The 22,536-nt window shown below is 66.0% G+C and carries 20 protein-coding genes and 4 pseudogenes; 15 read left to right on the top strand and 9 right to left on the bottom strand.

Going from position 1 to position 22,536, the window contains the following annotated elements; all coding sequences use genetic code 11:
* Positions 1-26 precede the first annotated feature (26 nt).
* Both ACMCNO_RS07725 and ACMCNO_RS07720 read left to right on the top strand, forming a co-directional pair.
* Positions 27-212: a hypothetical protein gene (locus tag ACMCNO_RS07725; protein ID WP_412748710.1), complete on the top strand. Its 186-nt coding sequence runs from the start codon at positions 27-29 to the stop codon at positions 210-212.
* 269 nt (positions 213-481) lie between these two features.
* Positions 482-1,324, top strand: a complete 843-nt coding sequence (locus ACMCNO_RS07720) for an aldo/keto reductase (protein ID WP_412748709.1) — start codon at positions 482-484, stop codon at positions 1,322-1,324.
* 234 nt (positions 1,325-1,558) lie between these two features.
* Here the strand turns inward: ACMCNO_RS07720 and ACMCNO_RS07715 are convergent, their stop codons facing one another.
* A complete protein-coding gene (locus tag ACMCNO_RS07715; protein WP_412748708.1) occupies positions 1,559-2,347 on the bottom strand; it encodes a lantibiotic dehydratase C-terminal domain-containing protein in 789 nt (262 codons plus the stop codon).
* 2 nt (positions 2,348-2,349) lie between these two features.
* Here ACMCNO_RS07715 and ACMCNO_RS07710 point away from each other — a divergent pair, with 2 nt between their 5' ends.
* The 5 genes from ACMCNO_RS07710 (at position 2,350) to ACMCNO_RS07690 (ending at position 10,001) form a co-directional block, all read left to right on the top strand.
* A complete protein-coding gene (locus ACMCNO_RS07710) occupies positions 2,350-2,940 on the top strand; it encodes an RNA polymerase sigma factor (protein WP_412748707.1) in 591 nt (196 codons plus the stop codon).
* A 15-nt stretch (positions 2,941-2,955) separates the two neighbouring features.
* Entirely contained in the window at positions 2,956-4,134 is a 1,179-nt protein-coding gene (locus ACMCNO_RS07705) for a CU044_5270 family protein (protein ID WP_412748706.1), read from the top strand.
* Positions 4,135-5,859: 1,725 nt separating this feature from the next.
* Entirely contained in the window at positions 5,860-5,982 is a 123-nt protein-coding gene (locus ACMCNO_RS07700) for a hypothetical protein (RefSeq protein WP_412748705.1), read from the top strand.
* Between the two features lie 583 nt (positions 5,983-6,565).
* Positions 6,566-7,300, top strand: a complete 735-nt coding sequence (locus ACMCNO_RS07695) for a hypothetical protein (RefSeq protein ID WP_412748704.1) — start codon at positions 6,566-6,568, stop codon at positions 7,298-7,300.
* 79 nt (positions 7,301-7,379) lie between these two features.
* On the top strand, positions 7,380-10,001 hold the full coding sequence (locus ACMCNO_RS07690) for a CHAT domain-containing protein (protein ID WP_412748703.1): 2,622 nt from the start codon (positions 7,380-7,382) through the stop codon (positions 9,999-10,001).
* Positions 10,002-10,473: 472 nt separating this feature from the next.
* Here the strand turns inward: ACMCNO_RS07690 and ACMCNO_RS07685 are convergent, their stop codons facing one another.
* The 4 genes and pseudogenes from ACMCNO_RS07685 to ACMCNO_RS07670 all read right to left on the bottom strand — a co-directional run.
* On the bottom strand, positions 10,474-10,935 hold the full coding sequence (locus tag ACMCNO_RS07685; protein ID WP_412748702.1) for an NUDIX hydrolase: 462 nt from the start codon (positions 10,933-10,935) through the stop codon (positions 10,474-10,476).
* Positions 10,932-11,147, bottom strand: a complete 216-nt coding sequence (locus ACMCNO_RS07680) for a hypothetical protein (protein WP_412748701.1) — start codon at positions 11,145-11,147, stop codon at positions 10,932-10,934. The genes ACMCNO_RS07685 and ACMCNO_RS07680 overlap by 4 nt, the downstream gene beginning before the upstream one ends.
* 575 nt (positions 11,148-11,722) lie before the next feature.
* Positions 11,723-12,052: a UTRA domain-containing protein gene (locus ACMCNO_RS07675; protein ID WP_412748700.1), complete on the bottom strand. Its 330-nt coding sequence runs from the start codon at positions 12,050-12,052 to the stop codon at positions 11,723-11,725.
* Between the two features lie 61 nt (positions 12,053-12,113).
* Positions 12,114-12,278, bottom strand: a pseudogene (locus ACMCNO_RS07670) (UTRA domain-containing protein); the annotation flags it as partial.
* 671 nt (positions 12,279-12,949) lie between these two features.
* Here ACMCNO_RS07670 and ACMCNO_RS07665 point away from each other — a divergent pair.
* Together ACMCNO_RS07665 and ACMCNO_RS07660 are read left to right on the top strand one after the other, a co-directional pair.
* The gene (locus tag ACMCNO_RS07665) at positions 12,950-13,105 is read left to right on the top strand and encodes a hypothetical protein (protein WP_412748699.1); all 156 of its coding nucleotides are present in this window, start codon (positions 12,950-12,952) and stop codon (positions 13,103-13,105) included.
* Positions 13,106-13,600: 495 nt separating this feature from the next.
* Positions 13,601-13,933, top strand: a complete 333-nt coding sequence (locus ACMCNO_RS07660) for a hypothetical protein (RefSeq protein ID WP_412748698.1) — start codon at positions 13,601-13,603, stop codon at positions 13,931-13,933.
* A 284-nt stretch (positions 13,934-14,217) separates the two neighbouring features.
* Here the strand turns inward: ACMCNO_RS07660 and ACMCNO_RS07655 are convergent, their stop codons facing one another.
* The 3 genes and pseudogenes from ACMCNO_RS07655 to ACMCNO_RS07645 all read right to left on the bottom strand — a co-directional run.
* Positions 14,218-15,498 carry an ABC transporter substrate-binding protein gene (locus ACMCNO_RS07655; RefSeq protein ID WP_412748697.1) on the bottom strand — a complete coding sequence of 427 codons (1,281 nt, stop codon included), beginning with the start codon at positions 15,496-15,498 and terminating at the stop codon, positions 14,218-14,220.
* A complete protein-coding gene (gene fucP / locus ACMCNO_RS07650; RefSeq protein WP_412748696.1) occupies positions 15,495-16,853 on the bottom strand; it encodes an L-fucose:H+ symporter permease in 1,359 nt (452 codons plus the stop codon). Before fucP ends, ACMCNO_RS07655 begins: the two co-directional genes overlap by 4 nt.
* A gap of 658 nt (positions 16,854-17,511) precedes the next feature.
* Positions 17,512-17,630: pseudogene (locus tag ACMCNO_RS07645) on the bottom strand (IS5/IS1182 family transposase); the annotation flags it as partial.
* Positions 17,631-17,653: 23 nt separating this feature from the next.
* Between ACMCNO_RS07645 and ACMCNO_RS07640 the strand changes: the two are divergent.
* Entirely contained in the window at positions 17,654-17,854 is a 201-nt protein-coding gene (locus tag ACMCNO_RS07640) for a hypothetical protein (RefSeq protein ID WP_412748695.1), read from the top strand.
* 283 nt (positions 17,855-18,137) lie between these two features.
* Here the strand turns inward: ACMCNO_RS07640 and ACMCNO_RS07635 are convergent.
* Positions 18,138-18,357 (bottom strand): annotated as a pseudogene (locus ACMCNO_RS07635) (IS110 family transposase); the annotation flags it as partial.
* Between ACMCNO_RS07635 and ACMCNO_RS07630 the strand changes: the two are divergent.
* The 5 genes and pseudogenes from ACMCNO_RS07630 to ACMCNO_RS07610 all read left to right on the top strand — a co-directional run.
* A pseudogene (locus ACMCNO_RS07630) lies at positions 18,358-18,690 on the top strand (SAM-dependent methyltransferase); the annotation flags it as partial.
* Between the two features lie 228 nt (positions 18,691-18,918).
* Positions 18,919-19,245 (top strand): TraR/DksA family transcriptional regulator, encoded by a 327-nt coding sequence (locus ACMCNO_RS07625; RefSeq protein ID WP_412748694.1) that lies wholly within the window; start codon positions 18,919-18,921, stop codon positions 19,243-19,245.
* Between the two features lie 137 nt (positions 19,246-19,382).
* Positions 19,383-19,694, top strand: a complete 312-nt coding sequence (locus ACMCNO_RS07620; RefSeq protein ID WP_412748693.1) for a transposase — start codon at positions 19,383-19,385, stop codon at positions 19,692-19,694.
* A complete protein-coding gene (locus ACMCNO_RS07615; protein ID WP_412748692.1) occupies positions 19,691-20,530 on the top strand; it encodes an IS3 family transposase in 840 nt (279 codons plus the stop codon). Before ACMCNO_RS07620 ends, ACMCNO_RS07615 begins: the two co-directional genes overlap by 4 nt.
* Positions 20,531-21,147: 617 nt before the next feature.
* Positions 21,148-22,251, top strand: a complete 1,104-nt coding sequence (locus ACMCNO_RS07610; protein WP_412748691.1) for a hypothetical protein — start codon at positions 21,148-21,150, stop codon at positions 22,249-22,251.
* The last annotated feature ends 285 nt before the right edge of the window (positions 22,252-22,536 follow it).

Here is a 22,536-nt window from a genome sequence, read left to right as displayed (position 1 = left end):
CCACAGGGGTCGAAAATGATGTCGACATGACTGCGTCCTCGGCTGCTGGCTTCCGTCTCGAGCTGGACGACCGGGACTCCCCCGCCCTCGTCGGTGATCACGCCCGATTCGACAAGCTCGGCGCCAACTACCAGGCCACCCTCGACCTCGTCGAAATGCTCGACTGGCTCCGCGCCGTCCCCGACGGACATTATCCGCAGGATAGAACCTAGCCGGCCGCGGCGAGGTTCATGCTCGGCCTGAGTGGGGGTTCGTGGTGTCGTCCTGGTTGAGGTCATGGTCGACCGCGAGACGGACCGAGGGCCAGGCACGTACTTCCCCAAACGCAACCCAGAACCTCGGACAGTGCCCGCGACATCACCGCCGCGGCGGCGTGGCCGTGGCAGACCGGTGCAGAATCGACCGGGCCGGCCCGCGGCGCCGGGCCGCGTAACCGACCCATCCACATCGAGAGAGCGACCACGATGACACTGGAGGAGCTGTGAACGTTCAGCTGACGGGCCTGTCCGACACCGTCGAGCTGCGCGGGGGAGTACACATCCCGCGGCTGGGGCTCGGAGTCTTCCGGGCGGCGGCCGGTGGCGAGACGCGAGCGGCCGTCACGGCCGCGTTGGCGGCCGGGTACCGGCACATCGACACGGCTCGAGTCTATGGCAACGAGGCCGACGTGGGCGCCGGGTTGCGCGCGAGCGGTCTGGATCGCGAGCAGGTCTTCGTCACCACCAAGCTGTGGAACGACGACCACGGCTACCGGCGGACCCTGGACGCATTCGAGGCGAGTCGCCGGCGGCTCGGCCTGGACTACGTCGACCTGTACCTGGTGCACTGGCCGGTGCCGGGACTGCGCCTCGACACGTGGCGGGCCATGGAGCACCTGCTGGAGTCCGGCCGGGTTCGCGCTATCGGGGTGAGCAACTACATGACCCGCCACCTCGACGAGCTGCTGGCCAACGCCGAGCAGCCGCCGGCGGTCAACCAGATCGAGCTGTCGCCGTACAACTACCGCTCGCGCCGCGACGTGGTCGACCTGTGCCGGTCGGCGGGCATCGCCGTGGAGGCCTACAGCCCGTTGACCAAGGGAAGCAAGCTCACCGATCCACCGCTGGTCCACGTCGCGGACAGCCATGGTGTCTCCACCGCACAGGTTCTGATCCGGTGGGGACTGCAAAAGGGACTCGTCGAGCTGCCCAAGTCCACCCGGCCACAGCGGATCGCCGCCAACGCCGACGTCTACGGCTTCGACCTCACCGCCGAGGAGATGGTCACCCTTGACAGCCTCGACGAGGGCCTCGTGACCGGCTGGGACCCCACGCATGCGCCGTGAGGCTCCCGCGAATCGTTCCAGGTGATGAGCGTGGCCAGGGACCGGCCGCGGCTGTCGGCGACGGTGTGGATCTTCGTGGTGAGCCCGTCGCGGGACCGGCCGACACTCTCGCGTGCCTGGGGTTTCGGCGACCGTCAGCCCCTTTCGCGGCGAGCATCGTCAGCTGCACTCGGAGCGCCGGCACGGCCGACACCAGTACCGTCACGACGACGAGTCCGCCGACCGTCGCCGGGCTCAGCCGCCAGAACAGCGCAACCGCGCGGCCCCACAGCCGAGTATGTCCGTGTGCCTGCTGCCAGGCCTTGGCCATGAGGCCTCCGTTCGCCGCGAGCGGTCCGGCGGGCGCAGGATCGAGCCGAGTGCGTGCCGCCACAGCGCGTAGCAACGTGCCTCGACCTCGCGGTCCACACCGAGCAGCCGGTTGATCTGCATATGCGCCAGGGTGGCGAGGATGTCGTGTTCCGCCGCGCCGAGTTCGCCGTCGGCGGCGCAGGCCGCCACCCGCGCGGCCGCGGCCCGCACGGCTCGCCGGTGGTGGTCGTCAGCGGCTCGATCGCGGCGCACGACGAGCGGGCCCGCCTGCTTCACCGCGTTTGTGGACAAGCCGTTCACACCTGATGATCTGCTCGCCCGGCTGAACGACGCTCTCGCCGACCCGCGCAGCCGACCAGCTCTGACTGACGCCTTGAAGAGTCTGGTGCCGATCCTCGTCCTGTGCTCCTCACCTTGGGGACCGACATCTGGGTCTACGCGGTTGACCGTCTCGCGGCTGATGCCGAACTCTCTGGCTAGCGCGGATTTCTTCTGGGCGGTGGCGCGCTCGCGCAGCTGATGAGCCTGTTCGGGGGCACTAGAACACCTGCGGAAAGTGTGATCAACATATGGAAGGCCGTCGCAGCGCCTCCTGCGGCGTACCCCGGAACGACGGATCAAAGCGTGAAGACGGATCGGGCCTCGCGCATAGACCTGGGTGGAAGGTAACCCGAGGACAGGAGTTTCGACGTGATGCAACGGCCCGATCATTCATGGCTGCGGTAAGTCCGGCTGTGGCCGAGACCTCCGCCGACATCGACACCGACGCCGCGGTGATCAGCGCATCGTTGGCGGATCCGGACCGGTTCGCGACCATCTACGACCGGTACGCCGCCATGTTGTACCGATACGCGTACCAACGGGTGGGTCCGGAGATCGCCGACGACGTCGTGGCGGAAACGTTCCTCGCAGCATTCCGGGGGCGGGCCTCCTACGACCTCGGCCGTCAGGAGGCCCGGCCGTGGTTGTTCGGCATCCTCACCCGGGAGTTGGCCACCCACCACCGGCGGGAGAAAGCGCGCTACCGGGCCATGGCCCGCGCGACGTACGACACGGTGCAGGACGGCCCGGCCGATCAGGTGGCCGCCCGGGTGGTCGCCGACGCGGCCCGGGGGCCTCTTGCCGCCGCCCTGGCCGCGCTGGCGCCGGGCGACCGCGACGTGCTGCTGCTGGTGGCGTGGGGGCAGCTCAGCTACGACGAGGTGGCCGACTCCTTGAACATCCCCCAGGGCACCGTGGGTTCCCGACTCAGTCGTGCTCGACGGAAGGTCCGCCGGGCACTCGGCGGTTTCGATCCGCAATGATCAGAGAGGACCATCGTGAAATCTGACCTGTCCATTCTCGAGGAGTTCGGGGCGAATCTGGCCCCGGCGCAGGAGCAACCACCGGCCGAGGTCCGCCACCGCCTGATGAACGCGATGCGGCAGCCGGCTCGTCGACCATCGCTGTTGTCGTCGGTGCGCGGCGTACGCCTGGCCTGGCGGATCGGTATGCCCACGGTGGCCGCCGCGGGCGTCGCCCTGGCCCTGGTGTCCGGATACCTGCCCGACAACACGCGTGGCCGTCCGGCACCGCCCGGTGCCGCGCCGCAGGCCGGTGCCGCGCCGCGGGCCCTGCCGGACGCCGGGCAGGTGTTGCTGCTCGCCGCCGCGCACACCGCCGACACCCCGACCATGGACGCCCGGCCGGATCAGTTCCTGTTCATCGACTCCGTCGAGGTCGAGTCGAGTGCCGGCTCCCACCGGAATCGCAGCGGCAAGGTCGTTCTCGGGCGACCCACCGTCTCCGGGCCGCAGCGCACGCGGACGTGGCTGTCGGTGGACGGCACCCGGGACGGGCTGGTCGTCCAGGAGACGGCGACGTCGCCCGTACGCACCCACATCGACGGGTGCAAGAACGGGCTGCAGGCGGAGACCATCGACCGGCCGGAGAGCACACCCAAGATCGCCTGTACGCCCGAGCCGGCCTACCAGTCCGGCCGGGTCCCCACCGATCCGGACCACCTCCTGGCATACCTGTACGACTTCGCCGCGAAGGGGCCGACGTGGGTGTCCATCGGTGCCGGCCAGGACGGGATGCCGCGAGGGTTCGTCCGACTCTCCGATGACCAGTCCGCGTTCGCCCAGATCGCGCAGATTCTGTCCATGAATCAGCTGCCGGCCGTGCAGGAGGCCGCTTTCCGGGCCGCGGCGCGGATCCCCGGCGTCGAGGTACGCCGCAACGTGGCGGATGCCTCGGGGCGTACCGGCGTCGCGGTGACCCGTACCGAGGCGGGCACCCGGGAGGAGCTGGTGTTCGACCCGACCACGTACACGTACCTGGGGAGCAACCTCATCGCGGCCGACTTCGACCTCAAGGGCGCGCACGTGGTCCGGCGGCCCGACCAGAAGATCGGCCAGCTCACGCTGAGGGTCGCGAACCTGAAGCCGGGCGACGTCATCTCCAAGTACGCGCTGCTGCGGGTCGCCATCGTCGACAAGGCCGGTCAGCGCCCGTAACCCGACACCGCCGGGTCGGGGATCCGGCGGACGACACCGACAGTGCTGCCCCAGCCGATGGCTGGGGCAGCACTGTTTGAACCGACTAGGTGCAGACTTTGAAAGGACTTTGACCAGGCACTTCCAGGATTCTCGTACCGCCCGCCGGCGGACCTGACGGTCGGATACGGCGGGGTCACCGTCGGATGGCGCCCCCTGACCCCATCGACCGCGCGGTGTCACGACGTGTCAAAGCTCTAGAGCACGCATCGACCACGCAAACGTCCACAAGGGACACGAGAAGGGCTCTGATCAGGTGCAAAACGCCTGATCGGAGCCTTGATTAACCGTGCGCCACGTAGGACTTGAACCTACAACCCACGGATTAAGAGGGCTCCCGCTCCCTCACGACAGGGCCCGTGACCAGGTGCGACAAGACCCCCTGCCGCAGTGCTACCGGTGCTCATCGTGCAGCCGGTTGGGGTCAGCCGGGGGTCAAGGAATGTCGGCTGGGTCGACCCGAGCGGGACGCCGTACCGAAACACGCAGCAGGTCACATGCGCGCGGTATTCTCAAGAAGCCGCCGCGGGGGCCGATGGGCCACAGGCTATGAAGAAGGTCTGGACTGGCGCGGTAGTGGCGATCGTGATTTTTGTTGGGTGGCTTACAGCCCCTATGCCCCCTGTGACCGAATCTCCGTTCGCGGAACAAATCCTTGCTGCAGGCGACCCGTTCGCGCTCGGCCGCGCCCCGACTGCCCCGCTTGTGCCCGTGAACCCCGCCGCGCTCGGGTTGTCATGCGCCCCCGACCGCGCTCCTGAAAGTCGTACCGGGAGGCCGCGCCTTGGCGAGGCGATTCCCTCCGGCAGCGGCGTCTACACCGTTAGTTCGCTCGGAACGGCCCCTCGGTCGCCCGGCCGGGTGTGGCTGGTGGCGCGCGTCCGGGTCGCCGCAGAACTATGCTGGGAGCGGGTAAGTCTGTGGAATTTTTACTTCGACGGCAGCGACGCCTTGGTTTACACGCCGACTGCTCAGCGACGCCGGGGCGAATTTAGCGCGTACAACATTCCCGACGGTAGGTACGCAACCGGCCTCATTTTCTTCGATGTGCCGGCCACCGCCGTACGTGGCGGCACGGTCGGCTTCCGAGAGTTACCCAGCTATTTGGCCGAACCCATCCGAAACGGCGGCGGCGCTTGGTCCGTCCCTGCGTCCTTGCCCGCCGTGCAGGGACCCGATGCGTATCCGGTCATCAGGTAAGACTCTGTGCGGCCCGGCCGCACGAGTGTCCACCGGCCAGTGGCCAGGGGTGATCTACCTGTGTTCCGTCCAGCAATGGCCGACCCTTCTGAGCCGAACCCGTGATCACCTTGCAACCCCTCCTCGCGTTCTTCGGCCGGAGGCTGATGGTCTTCGACGAGCGGTGGTTCTCGGGCCGGGCAAGGGCTCCCCGAACGGGACCGCGAAGCGGCTTGGCCCTTGCCCGGCCCGAGGTTCGGTGCTCCCCTCCGGGCATCAGGCTTCGACCGAAAGAACTCACCCACCGCATTATCTTGCGCCGAGGTGCCCCCGATTCGCGGACCTCGGAACTGCTCCGTCACGCGCCCGGATCGATAAATAGCCGCAGACCCACGCTTCCTGCCCAAGCGTCCAGGGCGGCCCGGAGTGCGCCGTATTCGGAGTCGGTCAGCGACGTGCGGGTGGGGCTGTCCAGCAGCGAAGCTCAGACTCGGAGCCAGACCAGTCGTGGCGCGTCTGATCGACCCTCTGCTCGAAATACGCAACCAGCAAGCGATCACCGCTGAGACAGGCGACGGAGATCGTGAGGAAGTGCGGGCGGGCCAGCTCGAAACGGAAACCAGCAGCTGAAGACGCAGTCGTGTCGATATCACGGTCGACCACCGGCGTGGATCAGCCGCCCTCGCGCGGCGCGGTGGGTGGAGTCCCGGTCGTGGTGTTTACGACCCCGGCGAGGCTTGCCGAGCCGGGGTCGCCGCCCCTGCGGGGCGGCTTACCAGCCACCGCGCCGCGCCGCGCGAAGCGCGGCCTTGATCTCAGTACAGAGAGATTCGGCAACACTCGGCGGGCATCTCGGCGGGCATCTCGGGCATCGGTGTCCTCCGCCGGGTGACGCGCGACGGCCGTCCGCCAGATGATCTGCAACAGTCGAGAGTGCGGATCGCGGCATGATCGGGCGTTCCCTCCACAAGACGCACGGCGTCGAGGTGGTATTTCTAATCAGTCGGGCCTGCGGCCCGCACATCCCAGTCTCCTTCTGCAATGGCAGAGCCAGCGATCCGAACAAGGACTGGCCTACCCGAATGGCGTACGGAGGCCCAGGCGCGTCTTGTGTCGGCCTCTGCTTGACGTGAGAATCTAGTTCGGGGCGTACAGTTGCCGACGAGATCGCAAAGCGCGCCACGCGTGGTTCGCCGAGGAGATGGAGATCGGGATGAATAGCACTGTCGAATTGCGCCCGGTCGAGATTCCCGAGTGGGACGAGCTAGATCTGGAACAAGCTCAACTCGGCCCAGTGCCGGAAGAGGCTGGCGCGACAGAGATCGAAACAATGCTCGGCGAAATCGCCTTCCGGTTGCCCGTGGCGCTACCGCAGGAGTCACTGGAAAGTGCGAGGTCGAAAGAGACCCCACTGCTGGTTCCACTGGAAGCAAGTGAAGGCCATGACTATTTCTTGCTCGCCGTTCCGCTCACCATCATTGTGCCGGAACGCTATGCGCTGACGAGGCTGCGGCTGAAGTTGCGTTTCCACAGCGACGCCCACGATGCGGACGTGGTCGCTCAAGACCTGGCTCCCACGACGCAGACGGTGGAACGGGCTCACGACGTTGGCGAAGTATCATTGGACGTCTCTAAGGCCCTCTCCTTCGTGCTGCCTCCAGCCGTTGCGGAGTGCTTCGGCCTCCGCCTCGCGTTCCCACTTCGCTGGAAGAGCGAGTACGCACTCATCCAGGCCTCAGGATTCATGAGCAACCCGGTAGAGTGGTATGTTGCGGATGAAGCGATGCGCAACGGTTTTATTGGCTACGTCATCACCCGCTCCGCACCCGGCACCGCATTCGATGTCGCCGCCGAGGTAGCCGCTGAAGTCCGGCACGTGGTACTCGGCAGAATCCGCCGCGCCCGATTCCTGTCAGACAAGCGTAACTACACCGTCGTGGCCAAGTGAGAGCTACGTGGTAACCGTCGTTGCAAGGCCCAGCGGACGCCATCTAAAAACTTGGCAGCAGCAGCCTTACCATGAGCTCGTGAAACGAGTTTCCGCTCTGCCAAACGTTACACTGCTGTACACCTGGTCAATTCCTGATCGGCAGATACACCTCACATATCCGCCTGATTTCGAGGACCTGTTGCGGCAGGCGGAATTAGTGTGCCCCGACCTCAACGCCGTTCCAGGGTTCTTCGCCGAAGTCGACGACTGGGTAAAATGGGATCGAAAGGTCGGTTACGGGTTAGCTACCATACTTGCCTGGCTATGCACTGGCTCACCCCTGGAGGGACTGGCCCGGCTTACCCTATGTCGCGCCCAAATCAACTACAACCACGACTCCGCAATTATCAACCTGGACGCGGCAATCGCCCTCACCGCGAACAGCGAAGGCACGCCATGGCAGGAGACCCGCAGCATTGCCAAGCACTTGCTGTGGGCTCGGATGATCTACTTGCAGCGGTCCGGAAGATCCTTTCAATATGCTGAGTCCAACCCCAACAATGCACATCAGTACACAGAGTTGACAGCGATCGATCTCGGCATTGAATGCCCAGACGCACTCCCGCAGAACCCGATGGCATTGTCTTCTTTCATTCGTCGGGCACGCAGCGAGAACATTCCGTACTGGGAGATTCTTGGTGGACGTATTCTCGGTGATCTTCTGGCGAATGAGGATGACACAGAGGGCGCCCTCCGCTCGAGGCGCTCCGCACTCGGGCTGGCGGTCACCCACGACGTGACCGCCGAGGTCGGGCATCTACGCAGGCTCGTAGGGGCGTCGCTTATTGCGCAGGGACTACAGCTTCGCCGTGCAGGGAAAACCTCAGCGGCGAGAAGGAGCTTTGGTTCCGCGGCTGCCGAGTTGAGAGCGGCGGCGCTGTTTGAGGCCGAGGACGGATGCGAGTACTGGGCCGCTTTGAGCCACTACCGGCTGGGGGACGCGCTGCGGTACCAAGAGGAGGTCGAGGCCGCTCTGGACTCGTATGGCCAAGGTCTGGAGTTGCTCGAGAAACACCTCGGAACACAACTGGTGCCGACTGACCGGGCTGTCAAGCGTCAGATATTTGCGTCGTATGCCGCCACTGCATTGCGCACCTCCTTCTTCACCAACTCGGTATCGCACTTTCTTGCCCAGCTTGCAGCGGACGGGTCAGCGACCGCCGGTGAACTGGCGTACGAGATCCAAGCGCTCCGTCTGTTGCCTAGCGACATGCGTGCATCTCTGGCCGAGACTAGAGGGGTCTTTCATCTGGAGTTGGCCGCTGCCCGCGTTGGACTCGACGACTACTGCAACCAGATCGCTGACCGATCCGAGGACAGACTTCGCTACTACGTCGGCAAGCTTTGGACGCGAAACCAAGCATCTAATGTCTCGGCACGAACGGAAATGATCGGCAGCGTTGCTTCTCAGCTACCCGCCTCATCGGCGGTCGTGACCATTGATATATGTCAGTTCGACTCCTATTTCGTGCGATTCGGACGTGATCTTAGAGACTTCCACGCTGAGTACTGTCGGCGCTTCACCGAACCCGGCGTCGCGGAAGCCCAGAGCGCCTTCGCCGATGCCCTTCGGGCAGCAAAGACGCACCCCGCCGGTGCTGAGATCATCAAGCGAGCAATTGACAAGCTGGTTACGTACTATCAGGACGGGGCTGGCCACACGGTTGCCCACCTGTTGGCTGAACTGAACGCGGATAGACTCGTCTTGCTGCCGTACCGACCGGCCGGCAGCTTTCCCTGGCACATTCTCGAAGTCGACGGCGAGCCGTTGCTGCAGCGGTTTGAGTTCGTCTACAATCAGGGATTCGATATGCTACAAGTCCTCCAGGGACGGGTCCCTGCTCAGGCGCAGAGTACCAACGTCACGATGGTTTATGATGACGCTGGAGCCGACTTTTTCGAGGGACTGGCATCATCTGCTTCTCTGCTCAATATCGAGCGTGTCATGAGGAACCCAGAGTGGTTTGAAGTGGCGTCCCTGGCTCCGCTAATTGAGACGCCGCCCACGAGCCAGAACTCTGAATTGCAACAACTCGATCCGTTATTCGGGCACGTGCTGGTGCATCTGCCGACACCGAATGACTGGGCAGCTGAGACCTCATCGTCAGGCCCGGACGAGTCTATCAGTCATGAACGCCCCCAACAGCTAGACTTATTCTTCGCATGCCACGGAGAGTTCAATCCAGATCGCCCATTACAAAGCGGCCTGAAGTTGGACGCCGGGTCGCGAACAGTCAACTTCTCGGACATTTTGGCAACCCTGGACCTCTCCTCTTGGCGGACTGTTATCCTGGGAGCCTGCGAAACAGGGCTGGCCCGGAGGGAACTCGCTACCGAACAGGTCGGTATCGGCTCCGCATTCCTCGCTGCTGGCGTGGATTACGTCGTCAGTAGTCTCTGGCTGGTCGATGCCGTCGCCACGGCAATTCTCTTCGACCGGTTCTTTGCAGTGCTGAAGGAAGGAGCCAGCGTTCCCGGGGCTCTACGAACGGCCGAATTGTTCGTGCGATCACTCAACGCAGACGAGTTCCTGGCCTGGGCGCAGACGAGGCTGCCGCATAAGTACCTGCCAACCGCGTTAAGGCATGCTCAGCGTTCGGCTCAGCCCTTTTCCCACCCGTACTACTGGGCTGGCTTCATGGTGACCGGACGCCCCTGATGCCCGTCCTTAATCGCTGGTGGGTAATCGCCGTTTCCTGTACTTAGGACAGGCTGAGCCATCCGGGATCAGTATGGGTGTGATGCCAGGTGGCTCGACGCCCGGAAGCGATAGTACGAGACCTGCCAATGGCCGAGGAGCCACGTCTCACACTCCGATCAGGACGCGATCCCGGGAGTTGTCGAAGAAGAGCGCTCCAGGAGTGCACACTCTGCGTCACCGCTCCATGTCGCCCGAACGTCGTGCAACAGCAAGGGGGTTAGCCGTGGCACGACCCGTGGCACGAACTACGGTTCCTCGGAGAAGTCAGAGACAGACGAGACAAGCCCGCTGCAGTTGTAGCCCCTGGTAGAAGCCATTGTCCGCGTCGTCACGGCCCCTTCTAATCCGTCGTTCGCAGGTTCGAAGTCCCCATCCCCTATCGCGGGCCTGGTGGATCTCCTCGAAGATGCCGCTCGCCTCGCCTGCGTGGTCAGGGTCGTGCAGGCGTCTGTGCGGCTGGCTGCTCGATGATGAGGTGGACGCCGTCGTGTAGGCGGATGGCGGGTTGGTCGGTGTCGAGGGCGTCGGTGACGCGGATGGCGAAGGTTTCGGCCATCTGGTCGGTCACCATGTCGCGGGTCCACCAGTCAACGCGGGCGGATTCCTCGGTAGGTCCGAGTTCGCCACCGATGATCCGGGCGCGGAAGACCAGGGCGACGACGCCGAGTTTGAGGTTCTTGTACACGCCGGTGAGCTGGTCAGGTTCGATCAGGGCGCCGGTTTCCTCCTGGACCTCGCGGCGCACCCCGTCGTGGATCGACTCGTGCAGTTCGAGGATCCCGCCGGGAATCTCCCACCGGCCGTTGTCGCGGCGCTGCACGACCAGGACCCGGTCCTGGTCGTCGGTGATGACGGCGGCGACGCTGACGGAGTGGCGGTTGGGTGCGGTCACGGCTGATCCTCCTCGAACAGACACAAGGCGGCGCTGGCGTCATCGTGTCGTTTGTAGCGGCGGCGGGCGTGGCCATCGCCGTCAGCGGTTTCGGCCTCGCGGACACGGCGGATCAGTTCATGGGGGCCGTGGTCAGTGAGCACGTCGAGCAGTCCCCGCCAGTCAAGCAACTGGTACTGGTCGACGGCCGCGGACGCGCCATCGGTGAGCACGCGGCCCGACGCAGCCGGCGCGGACCGGTCAGGACAGCGCTGCCGATGACGGCCTGGTAGGCGGCGCTCGGCGCCGCGGTAGCAATCCAGTACCCGCCGCGCTGGTTGGTGAGCTGCTGGCGCTGGCCAACAACCCGGCGCATGCGAGCCAGGTGTTCGGCGCTATCGAGCGCGGACCCGCCGGCCAGGGCCTCGCTGCGCAGCGGGGCGATCACCTGGTCGAACCGGTCGTCGGAAATCACCTCGACCCGGCCATCCCGGTCGAGAACGAGCGGGCTGTCACACAGGACCAGATATTCGACGCTGGCTCCGCGGTGCCTGAGAAGGCAGACGGTGCAGGCCGGGGTGCCGGGGTGTGCCAGATCGCAGGTGCCGTCGTGGTCGGCGGCGACGGCGCGGATCGCCTGGGCGAGCGGTCAGCGGGAGGTCCTGGGCGTCCTGGTGGATGGCCGCCAGGTGGTCGGACAGTCGCTGAACGTACCAGGCGGGTCCGTGCTGACAGCCCGTTTCGATGCCGTCGGGGACAGAGACGCCATCGAGAACCGACGAGCCCGGCCACGGTGAACGCGTTGTCTTCATTGACCGGTCGGTCTGGGGACTGCTCGGTGGCGAGCTGGACGTGCATCATGAGGACTCCGCGGTGGTGGTTGGCTGCTCGTCGTCCCAGCCATAGCGCAAGGTCCAGAGAGATGGCCGGTCATCACGTGGATGCAGACCTCGACCGGCCGGTCTTCGGCCGTGTACGCCACATGCCAGATCTCGAACACGGGCTGTGTGCCTTCCAACTCGAGGGTGCGTTGCTCGGCGTCGTTCGGGAGCCGGACGTTGACGTCCTCGGTGAACCTGACCAGCGCGTGTCCCAGATCGGCGAGCCGTGAATACGAGCCGCCTCGGCCCGAGTCCACCCGGAGCAGGCCCTCGCTGTCCTTGGCGATGGACCAGGGGTAGTACGAGTCGGGCGATCTGGGTGGGCTCGTCGTTGGCGTACAGCACGCGCCGTCGCACGAGTGTCGGTTCCCCGTCCGGTAGGCCGAGCACGGCGGCGACACCCGCGGGTGGGATCACCTCGCCGATCTCGCCGTAGGCAGTACGTGAACGCAGGTTAAGGCTGCGTGTCGAGGTTGAGCGCATTCAGGACGTGCTCGGGCGCAGCTCCCCCCCACGATCACGAAACTGATCTATGTGGACGTCACCCGGCAGGCTCAGCGATCGACGACCGACAAGCTCGGTTATCTGTTCGAGGGCTGACGTTGGGGTCACGAAGAGGGGTCAGGGCCGATCTGAAGAGATCGGCCCTGGTGAGTTCTTGCTGGTGCGCCGCGTAGGACTTGAACCTACAACCCACGGATTAAGAGTCCGCGATCATGGCTGTCGGGCACTGCTGGGCTGTGCCCTTTGTGTCACCTGAGTCCGTTTCGTCCAGCTGGTTGCGGTGCGCGGCTGTCGGCTAGTGCCAGGCGGTGTTGTTCCGCACCACAACCGTCGATCGCGCATCGATCACGCATCCTGCCCGTTGACGCTGCCACACGCGCCAACTGAAACGCAATCGGCTTGCGTGCGTTCGCCGAGCTGAGCGTTGGCTGCGCCTGCTCTGCGGCCGGCCCCTCGCTGCGGGTGCACTGTCATGCCGAGATCAGTGCGATGTTCGTACAGGCTCGCCCGGCCAGTCAGCCCCGATGACCAACGGGATCGGCCGACCGTATTTCCGCTGATCGGCTGGAAGTGACTTCAGCCGGCTCTCCTCGACTCATTTGATTTCGTCGTACCGGACCAGGGCTTGATCGTCCAGGTATCGTGCCGCCATGGATTTCTCAATGCTGGCGGCAGCGGCAGAAGAATCGGCAGCACCCTTCCTGCCGCTTTGGCAGATCGTTGTGCTGGCGGCTGGTTCGCTGACATTGCTCGCAACGCTGCTCGCGGTGTTCGTCGTCGTTCGGCTGTCCAGGACGAAGCGGTAGTAGCACCACTGCGCGGAGAACACCGGATGCGCGGATATGCCGCCGATCGGGCACAGCGCCCAGCGAGGCCGTGACGCTCCGCGCTGCCTGCAACGGCAGAACGAGCGCTCATGCCGATGTGCGGTTGTATGGATGACGCGTTCCCGTCGCCGGGCAAGATGGGAGCATGGCAGACACAGGCCGGGTCGCACGGCCGCAATCGATGTATGTCGTGCTTCGCGAGGTCGCTGAAGGGTCGTGGCTGCTGGTCGGCGAAGTCGCGCGACGCCCGGGTCTGCCGGCTCGGCGGGGCCGTGCGCAGGCTGCGGAGGACGCGCTGGGGCGTCCGCCGATGGAGGGCGAACGGCTTGCTGTCATTCCGCGAAGCGAGTGGTGCGTCGGTCTCGATTGGTGAGGCCGAACCGAACAACCAGCGTCCGGATCTGGCCGCGTTGCGGAGCGGCAGGGGGGCCAAATCAGAGGCCGAGGCATTATTGCGGACGGTAGTCTTCGACGGTGCCAGAGCGGATCATGTACGTCCAGCTCAAGACTGGACACGACACTGACCGTGGCCCAGCTTGGATTGCTTACGTGCAGTTCACCCGAACCTGGCGGACGGCTTACGTCCATGGGAGAACTCTGCGCCGTGTCACTGGCACCGCCGGGGCGAACTTCGACTCGAACTTCTACGACGTCGACACCGGAGAAGAGTTCTGGATCTCGGGCCCCAAACGGGATCGAACGGATGGGCGCTACTCGAACCAAAGGCCACTGATCGACGACGACGCTCGCGAAGCCTATGAGGCGTTCCTAGCGGGGGCTCCACTACCCGGCCGGGAGAACGGCTAGCGGCCGAACGCACCAATCTGCCGCGATCCGCTCGCTACGGAACGTCACGGTCGGGTGTCTCGGCTGAAACCCGCTTGCCTGGAGCGCAGGTGTCGTGGAGCGATGAGGACTAATGCCGACTCCGGTCACTGTCTCGGCCTCCAGCCGAGAGCTGGTTAGGCGAATGCGCGGCGACCAGTTGCCATCCTCGGCGCGCCAGGACCTGCGTCGTCCGCGAGCAGCCGGCTCGGTCCCTCGCCGCGAACAGCTACCCCGCGGGCGCCGGGCGGAGCGTTCTGGTGTGTTCAGCGCTGGGGGATCGTGTCGTTCGCTACGGCGTTTCGCAGGTCGTCGGCGAAGGCGTCGGTGCTTCTGGTGCGTACGTAGGTCGAGACGGCGTCGTAGAAGCCCTCCTGGAAGGTTGGGCTCATCGCCTCGCCGTGCGCCACGGACAACAGCACCGGGGACGACCACAGAGTCTTCGAGGACTGCCGTTGGTAGGCGGGCAACGATGAGACGTCGACGTTCCGCAGCACGGGCACGGATCCCTTGGCCTTGTGGAAGGCGACCTGGGTCGCAGGCGTGCTGATGCCGTTCAGGAAGGCGAGCGCGTTCTTCGCATTCTTAGCCTTGGTGGCGGCGACGAACACGTCGACGACGGCGAGGAAGCTGCTGCCGGTGCCGGGGAAGGCCGCGGCACCGAAGTCCGTGCCCTCCTGTGCTCCGCCAGCGATCAATTCCCCGTAAGCGGAGTCGTTGACCGACTCGAAGGCGCAGCCGCCCGTGGCGAGCTTCTTCGTCGCCGCGTCCCAGGTCAGCGCGCTCGCGTCCGGATCGGCGTAGGCGAGTATGTCGCCGAAGGAATGCAGCGCTGACCGCACCTTCGCGCTGCGCCAGTCGAGCCGGTCGTTGACCATGTCCTTCCAGCCGGCCGTGCCGATGGTGCTGAGCAACGTGTTCTCGAACAGCTCGACGGTGGTGAACGGGTCCTTGCCGCCCAGGCACAGGGCGGTGGCTCCGGAGGCCTTGACCTTCTGCAGGTCGCTCAGGAACGCGGCGACGGTGTAGTTGCCCGCCGGCGGCGTGACGCCCGCCTTCCTCAGCAGACCGATGTTGAACCACAGCACATTGCTGCGGTGCGCCCCCGTCGGTACGCCGTACGGCTTGCCGCCGCGGTTGAGTGACTGTCGGACCGTCGGCTGCATCGCGGCACTCACGTCGCCGGTCAGCACCGATGAGACGTCGCGGATCGTCCCGCGCTCGGCGTAGCCCTGGACCGACTTGCCGGTGAAGGTCTGCCAGACGTCGGGTGGGTTGCCCGCCTGCAGCCGTTTCGCCAGCGCCACGATCGCCTGGGAGCCGGCGCCACCGGCGACCGCCGCGTTGACCGGCTCGACGCCGGGATTGGCCTGCCGGAACGCGGCTAGCAGGGTGTTCAGGGCGGCCGCCTCCGATCCGGAGGTCCACCAGGACATGACCTCGAGTTGCTTGGTCTCCTTCGCGGCGCTGGTCGGCTCCGGGCTGCCGCATGCGCTGACCGCCAGGGCCATGCTCAGCGCGACGGCCACGGACGCTCGGCCCGTCATGACGCGCTCCCGGTGACCGCGTTCGCCCGGGCGGTGAAGTGCACGCCGGGCCGGGCGGCGAGATCGAACAGGGCGTAGAGGCCGACGACGGCGAAGCAGGCGGCCGGCACCACGAACGAGGTCGCGGCGCTGGTCAAGTCGACGAGCTTGCCCTGCACCAACGGCATGATTGCACCACCCACGATGGCCATCACCAGCCCGGCAGCGCCGAACTTGGTGGCGGGACCGAGGCCCTTGAGGGCGACGCCGTAGATGGTGGGGAACATCAGCGACAAGCAGAATGACACTGCCACCAGGGCGTACACGCCGGCCAGGTTCGGGCTCACCATCGCGAACCCGCACAGCAGGACCGCCACGAACGCGAGGATCGCGAGAACCTTCGTCGCCCGTACGCGGCCGATGAGCCAGGTCATGAAGAAGCGCGACACCAGGAAGATCAGCAAACTGAGCTGCAGGTAGGCGCCCCCTTTCTGCAGGCTGCCGCCAAGCGCCTGCTGCACGTACACAATCAGGTACGTCCAGGTGCAGACCTGGGCCGCGACGTTGAAGAACTGTGCTACCACGCCGAAGCGGTAACGCTTGCTGCGCCACAGCACCTGGAATAGCCCGCCCGTGCCGCTGTCAGCGGGACCGGCGTCGGGAAACTCCTCGACGATCGGTGGGGCCTTCTGGCTGGCGATCGCGAAGGCGATGATGAGCAGCACGAAACCGAGGCCGAGGTACGGACCCATCACCGCGCCGAGTTCGCCGGCGCGGATCGTGTGCAACTGCGCCGGCGACAACGATCCGATGTCCACAGGGTCGGCGAGCCTGGGAAGGATGAGAGTGGAGGCGAGCAGCACACCGATGTTCGTACCCACCGGGTTGAACGCCTGAGCCAGATTCAGGCGCCGGGTGGCGGTTTCCTCCGGTCCCAGTGACAGGACGTACGGATTCGCGGAGGTCTCCAGAATCGAGCAGCCGGCAGCGATCGCGAACAGGGCCACCAGAAACGCCCCGTACGTCATGATCCGGCTGGCGGGATAGAACGCGAACGCGCCCAGCGCCGCAAGGACGAGCCCGGTCAGAATGCCGACCTTGTAGCCGAAGCGCTGGTTGATGAAGGCTGCGGGTAGCGCGAGCAGGAAATACGCTCCGAAGTAGGCCAGCTGGACCAGCGACGCCTGGAACGTGCTCATGTCGAAGATCCGCTTGAAGCCGGCCACCATCGGGGTGGTCAGGTCGGCTGCCACGCCCCAGGCGGTGAAGCAGCCGATCAGCGCGATGAACACCACGACCATCCCCCGACCGATCAGAGGTGGGCGTCGTGCTTGCTCGTTTTCCTGCAAAGCGGACGTCGCGGCGACGCTGGCCATGCGGGCTCCCTCCGGAAACGCGCACGAGAAAGTCCGTAGTCGCACGCGCCACGTCGAATGATCGAATAACCTTCGAGGCCGAGGGCGGCGGGAACCGGAAGCGGCTCAAGCTGATGTCGTTGACCGGTAGGGGATCGCCGTTCCACCACCTCTTCGCAGGCTACATCGCCACTTAGTACCCGGAACTGCCCTCGTCATCGGTCGGTAACCGTAGCTAGACAAATGGTGAAGGTTCATCGGCGGCGTGCTACTGCCCGAGGACGAGATGGGCCTGCCCCGTTTGACGGACATCCAAGATCAGGAGACTTGAGGTCTCCCCGGAGGGCTCCAGGGCCTCTGCAAGGTAGAGATATGACCGGATCGTTGGATTTGGGATACTCACGCCGGTTATGGTTGTTACGTGGAAGAACGCGGCCTTCCGCTGATCATTCAGGTGTCTAGGCCAAATGATCGAACTCGAGGACCGCGCTCGTGGGGCCTGTGCCGTGCCAAACCTCGTTCGCGGCCGTGACCTGGGACTTTGAAGATCGTGTCAAGCTGCTCGGCGGTACTCGTTGATGACGCCCCCGAGGCGTCGTCGGCGTCGTACGGGAGCATCCATCGCGATCACGACGGCCGGATCGTGGTTCGGCGGCAACTGCGTTCGATTTGACCTGATCTACCAGCATGCGCCTCGCCAGGTAGGCGTTGATTCGCCCGTTATCCGGCGGCTGATGTTGTCGATCATTCGGAGCTGGCTGGGCCAGTCTCATAGTCCCTGGCGAGTCTGCGGTGCAGCCATCAGGTCGACCACCATTGGAGTGCGCGTCGCCGGCGTGGACATTCTGACGGAACATCACAACCATCCGGATTTGCCGCTGTGCGAGTGGCAGCGTGCGGTTCGGGGCTGTCGTCAGCTGGTTCCGATGCTCCGCGAGCTGGTCGCGTTCGCCGGTGGCTTCGGGTGTCTTGACGGTGAGATAGCTGGCAACGTCGGCACCGAGGTCATGGACCACGGCTAGGTCGACGAAGAGGTCACTGGGCTGCAGAATCTCGGCCAGGTCAGGAGGGTGCGCCTGATTCAGCGTCGAGGCCAGAAAATGGGCCCGGCCCGGATCGTGGAGGGCGAACACCATGATCTCCGAGGTGGCGTCGCCGGCGACAGCCAGGGCAAGGTCGGCGAGGTGCCGGGAGCTGGCCAACTCGAAGAGGCCGGCGAAGCCGGCATGGACTCCTTGCCACCGATCTGGAGCCGGCCGCAGCGGAACGCAGGCGCAGGCCGGGACAAACCCGATGTCCGCATTGAGACTTGCCCCTGGTGCGCGCACTGTCGCGGGCCCCGGCCATCAGCTTCGGTGGCACCCCCCACGACCCGCACGACCCGCTCACCCGCGGCCAGCAGGGCGCGCTCCAGCCGGGCCGACACATGCCGGCAGTCCTCGACGGCCCACACTCGTTCCTGCGGGAACTGTCGCCGGGCCCAGCTCACCAACAGCCGGTGCCCGGCGTCGGTAGCCCGTAGCGTGCCGGGGTGGTGTGCTGGTTTTCGTTGATCTACCTTGCGCCCGCCGCCAGAGCACGTGCGTTCGCCGAGTTCGCCCGAGTCGTCAAGTCGGGCGGATACCTGGTGGCGGCCTTCAAGCACGGTGACGGCACCTTGCACCGCAACGGTCCCGGCAGCCGGGTCGGCAGTCTCGGCCTTGACTTCGATCGGTACTTGCTCTCGGCAGCAGAGATGGAGGAACGCTTCCTCGCCGCCGGTTTCGCCCTGGTCTTCCAGGGCAGTACCCCTCCCGCAGGCGCGGAGCCCCCATACGGGTACATGCTGGTCCGCAAGACCGGCTCCGGGAACGCGTAGCGTAGGGCGTCGCGTAGAGGCCCTGGTCATCAGCCGGGTGGTTCTCGCGGTCCGAATCCCAGACCCGCTCAAACTCGTCCCAACCACGGCGACGGAAGCGACTCCGCCGGTCACCTCGACCCAGCCTGGCCGGGTTGAGCAGGCTCCCGCCGTGAACCCGACGTATATGGAGCAGCCCGGCAGTGCCGACGGCCCGTCGGCACTGCCGGAGGCCGTTAAGATGCGGAGATGGTTCGGGCTGAGCTGCTGCGGCTACGGGCGAGCGCGGAGGCCGAGGCGGCGACGCTGGCCCAGGATCTGGAGGCGCTGTTCACGGCATCGCGGGATTCGAATGCCGATGACGAACACGACCCGGAGGGTGCCACCATCGGCTTCGAACGCGCCCAGCTGACCGCGCTGCTGACCGCCGCGCGGGAGCGGATCGCTGAGGTCGACGACGCCCTGCGCCGGGTGGACACGGCAACCTACGGCGTGTGCGAACGATGCGGGCAGCCGATCGCCAGGGAACGGCTCGCTGTGCGGCCGTTCGCCCGCTACTGCATGGCATGCGCATAGAACCGCGGGAGTGAACAACGGTCATGTGTGTCATGCCGTGTGAACTGCACCAAGGCTGTTTCAGTAACCGCATGAGTTCCCCCCGCTTCGACGGAGCTTCTCAAGCATGATCGACTGATCATGGGGAGGAAGCATCAGTGGCCGCACCGAAGAAATACCCCGACGAGCTCAGAGCGCGTGCCGTGCGTCTGTATCGCGAGTCGGACCCGAAGCCGACCATCCGGCGCCTGGCCGAGCAGTTGAACGTGCATCACGAGGCACTCAGGAACTGGATCCGGCAGGCCGAGGCCGACGCGGGCGAACGTCATGATCGGCCCACCACGCAGATGGCCGAGGAGAACCGCCGGCTGCGTGAGGAGGTCGCTGAGCTGCGCCGGGTCAACGAAATCCTGCGTGCGGCGTCCTCCTATTTCGCGTCGGAGCTCGGCCCGACCCGGCGACGGTCATGAGGTTCGTCGACGAACACCGTGACCGCTTCGCGGTCGCGCTCCTGCTACGGGTTCTGAACATCGCCGAGTCGACCTACTACCAGTGGGTCAAGCAGGCCGAGCAGCCCAGTGACCGGGACCTGGTCGACCTCGGGCTGATCTCCAACATTAATGAGATCTGGGAAGCCTCCGGGCGCACCTACGGCGCTGACCGCGTCCATCGGCAACTACGCCGCGACAGCATCCGAGTCGGCCGCAAACGCGTCGAGCGGCTGATGCGGCAGCAGGGCTGGCACGGGGCGTTCCTGCGCCGTGGCTGGCGCGGCGGCTCAACGAAGCAGGATCGGCGGCACACGCCGGCACCGGATCTGGTCAACCGGAACTTCACCGCGGGAGCCCCGAACCGGCTCTGGGTGGCCGACGCCACCCGGATCCCGTGCGGCGAAGGCGTGTTCTGGCTGGCCGCCGTCCGAGACGTGTTCTCCCGCCGGATCGTCGGGTGGAAGACCTCCGACCGGTGCGACACCGATCTGATCCTGGCCGCGGTCGAATACGGCATCTGGTCCCGCGACGTCCGCGACGGCCAGCTCATACCGGCCCTGCAGGTCACGCCCACGCCGAGGTCGGACGCCGCCGGAGCCGGTCAGCCACCGGGCGCCCATTTTGCGGCAGGTGCCTGCCTGCGTGGCCGCCTCGGTGAACTCACCGCGCTGCATCGCCGCCCAGAACGCCTGTACTCGCTCCGACACCATCCGCTCGGAGAATCTCAACATCAACACCCCGCCATCATCCGGAGTGTTGCAACCACCGCAAGAACCCAAGCTTCCCCTAACGGGCAAGATCATCGCTATCGCTAACCGCTGTGCCAGCCTCAACTCCGGACCAGCGCACGCTGCCCCGCTCAGAGATCGTGATAGGTGCTTGGAGGAAGGGCCTCAACCGCGACCAGCGTGAGCTGATGTTGGCCGCGTACCCAGCAGAATTGGGCAGGTTCGACGGGCTGCCCACCTCAACCGAGAGCGCGCCAACCGAACGGCCCTGCACAAAACCTGAACCAGACCTTGACCGGGTCGCGCGGCCTGCGTGAGCAAGCCGGACGGGGCCCGGACCAGCGCGACCGCCGCGTCGGCGGTGCCGTGCTCGCCCAGGACAGCCACGGGGGTCCGGTCGCCGTTTGATACGTGTATTGTCGCCACCCCATGATCACGACAAATCCCCTGGTCCCGGAGCCGCACCAGCCCGAGACAGCCGCCACGGAGCCCGCAGCGGTGCCCTCGCCGCATGGTGCGCGCCGGCGGTGGACGGTGGCGGCGGCCGCGGTGCTCGTGGTGCTGGCCGGGGTGGCCGGCGCGTTCTCCTCGCGCGGGGCGTCGAGGAGTCACCCGAGCGCCGATCTCCCGGCCGGTGTTCGCAGCGCGGCGCCTGGTCCGTCGGTCGAGGTCGGCGCGCCCACGAAGCCGTTCGAAAGGCGGCCTTGGCGCTGCGCTCGCATGCAGCCAGCCTGGCGGATGGCGACGAGCAGGGTTGGCTGAACGGCGTCGACCCAGGCCAACCCGCGCTCGTGGCGCGCTACCGGGCCTGGTACACCACGCTGCGCGCTCTCGGCGTCACCAAGTTCGAATACGATCCGCGGATCGGTCCCGCAGGCAGCAAGGACCCGTCCGTGGTCTCCCTCAAGACCAACGTCTGGTACTGCTTCGGTTCGGACACCTGCAAGGGCGACGGCGACGCCGACCCGCCCCACGTGGCGCAGATATTGACCATGAAACCGGTGGACGGCAGATATGTGATCACCCGGGAGGTCGACGACGGCCCAAGCGACACCTTCACACCCACGCCGTGGCAGGACGGGCACCTCGTCGTCCAGAAAGGTTCGCGGGTCACGCTGAGCGCCGCTCCGAGCGAGGCGCAGTATCTGCCGTCCGTGCTGCCGCTGGCCGAGAAGGCGGCCGCCCACACCGATGCGTTCGCAAACGTGCTGCACGCCACGCAGCTCAACTACCGCATCTACCTGGCCGGCGAGAAGCAGTGGCGCACGTGGTACGGCGGTAACAAGGACCGGTGGGTCATTGGGCTCGCCACGCCGATCAACAAGTACGGCATCGACGTCATCGTGCGGGTCCGCGCGATCCCCGACCGGGCGATGCTGCAGACCACCCTGCAGCACGAACTGGGCCACGTGGTGACCCTCACCGGCGCGTCCGGGCCGCCCGGCGTCGACGTGCAATGGCTGGCTGAGGGCATTGCCGAATACATCGGCTGGTCGCCGCAACGGGCCACCGACAGCCCACGGCGGTCCAGCGTACGGTGGGCGCTGCGCAACGGTGCGCCGCGTTCGATGATTCCGTCGATGCCCGGTCGGAACGCTTCCCCACGCGCGGGCGACGCCTATTACGGGCTGAGCCACTTCGCGGTCGACTGCATGGCCCGCACGTACGGACAGCAGAAGCTGCTCCGCTTCACCCGGGCCGTGCTGACCTGGCAGGAACCCTATGACGAGGCGGCGCGGGAGGCGTACGGGGTGCCGTTCACGAAGGTCGACAAGATCTGCGTCGCCTGGATCCACCGCTCCGCCTGACCGACTGCACCACTCGTGGGCGGCGGCCGCCCGAAGGTGGACGCGGCGCTGCTGCTAGTTCGTCCCGCAGGTCGCGGCGGCGGCCACGGCAGGCACGCTGAATGTGGCCGGTCAGGTGGCACCAGGCTGGCAGGTCTAGCGGTGCGGCGGGGTCACTGGCCACGAGGTGGATGAGCGTTCCAGCCTGGCTGTCGTGGACCAGGCGGCGCAGCTCGATGAGTAGTTGCACGCAGCGGCGGTCGCCGCCGTCCAGCACGACCGGCGCGGTCATGCGGCGGTGACGGG

This window comes from Krasilnikovia sp. M28-CT-15 (assembly GCF_047159595.1).
Lineage (GTDB): Bacteria > Actinomycetota > Actinomycetes > Mycobacteriales > Micromonosporaceae > Actinoplanes.
Note: the sequence above shows the minus strand (reverse complement) of the source record. Positions and strands in the feature narration are given on the sequence as shown.

What these genes read in the sequence shown, in the direction of transcription:
- ACMCNO_RS07725 (WP_412748710.1), top strand. Translation starts at nt 27, where the DNA reads ATGACTGCGTCCTCGGCTGCTGGCTTCCGTCTCGAGCTGGACGACCGG.
- ACMCNO_RS07715 (WP_412748708.1), bottom strand. Translation starts at nt 2,347, where the DNA reads ATGATCGGGCCGTTGCATCACGTCGAAACTCCTGTCCTCGGGTTACCT.
- ACMCNO_RS07710 (WP_412748707.1), top strand. Translation starts at nt 2,350, where the DNA reads ATGGCTGCGGTAAGTCCGGCTGTGGCCGAGACCTCCGCCGACATCGAC.
- ACMCNO_RS07695 (WP_412748704.1), top strand. Translation starts at nt 6,566, where the DNA reads ATGAATAGCACTGTCGAATTGCGCCCGGTCGAGATTCCCGAGTGGGAC.
- ACMCNO_RS07665 (WP_412748699.1), top strand. Translation starts at nt 12,950, where the DNA reads ATGGATTTCTCAATGCTGGCGGCAGCGGCAGAAGAATCGGCAGCACCC.
- ACMCNO_RS07655 (WP_412748697.1), bottom strand. Translation starts at nt 15,498, where the DNA reads ATGACGGGCCGAGCGTCCGTGGCCGTCGCGCTGAGCATGGCCCTGGCG.
- fucP (WP_412748696.1), bottom strand. Translation starts at nt 16,853, where the DNA reads ATGGCCAGCGTCGCCGCGACGTCCGCTTTGCAGGAAAACGAGCAAGCA.
- ACMCNO_RS07625 (WP_412748694.1), top strand. Translation starts at nt 18,919, where the DNA reads ATGGTTCGGGCTGAGCTGCTGCGGCTACGGGCGAGCGCGGAGGCCGAG.
- ACMCNO_RS07615 (WP_412748692.1), top strand. Translation starts at nt 19,691, where the DNA reads ATGAGGTTCGTCGACGAACACCGTGACCGCTTCGCGGTCGCGCTCCTG.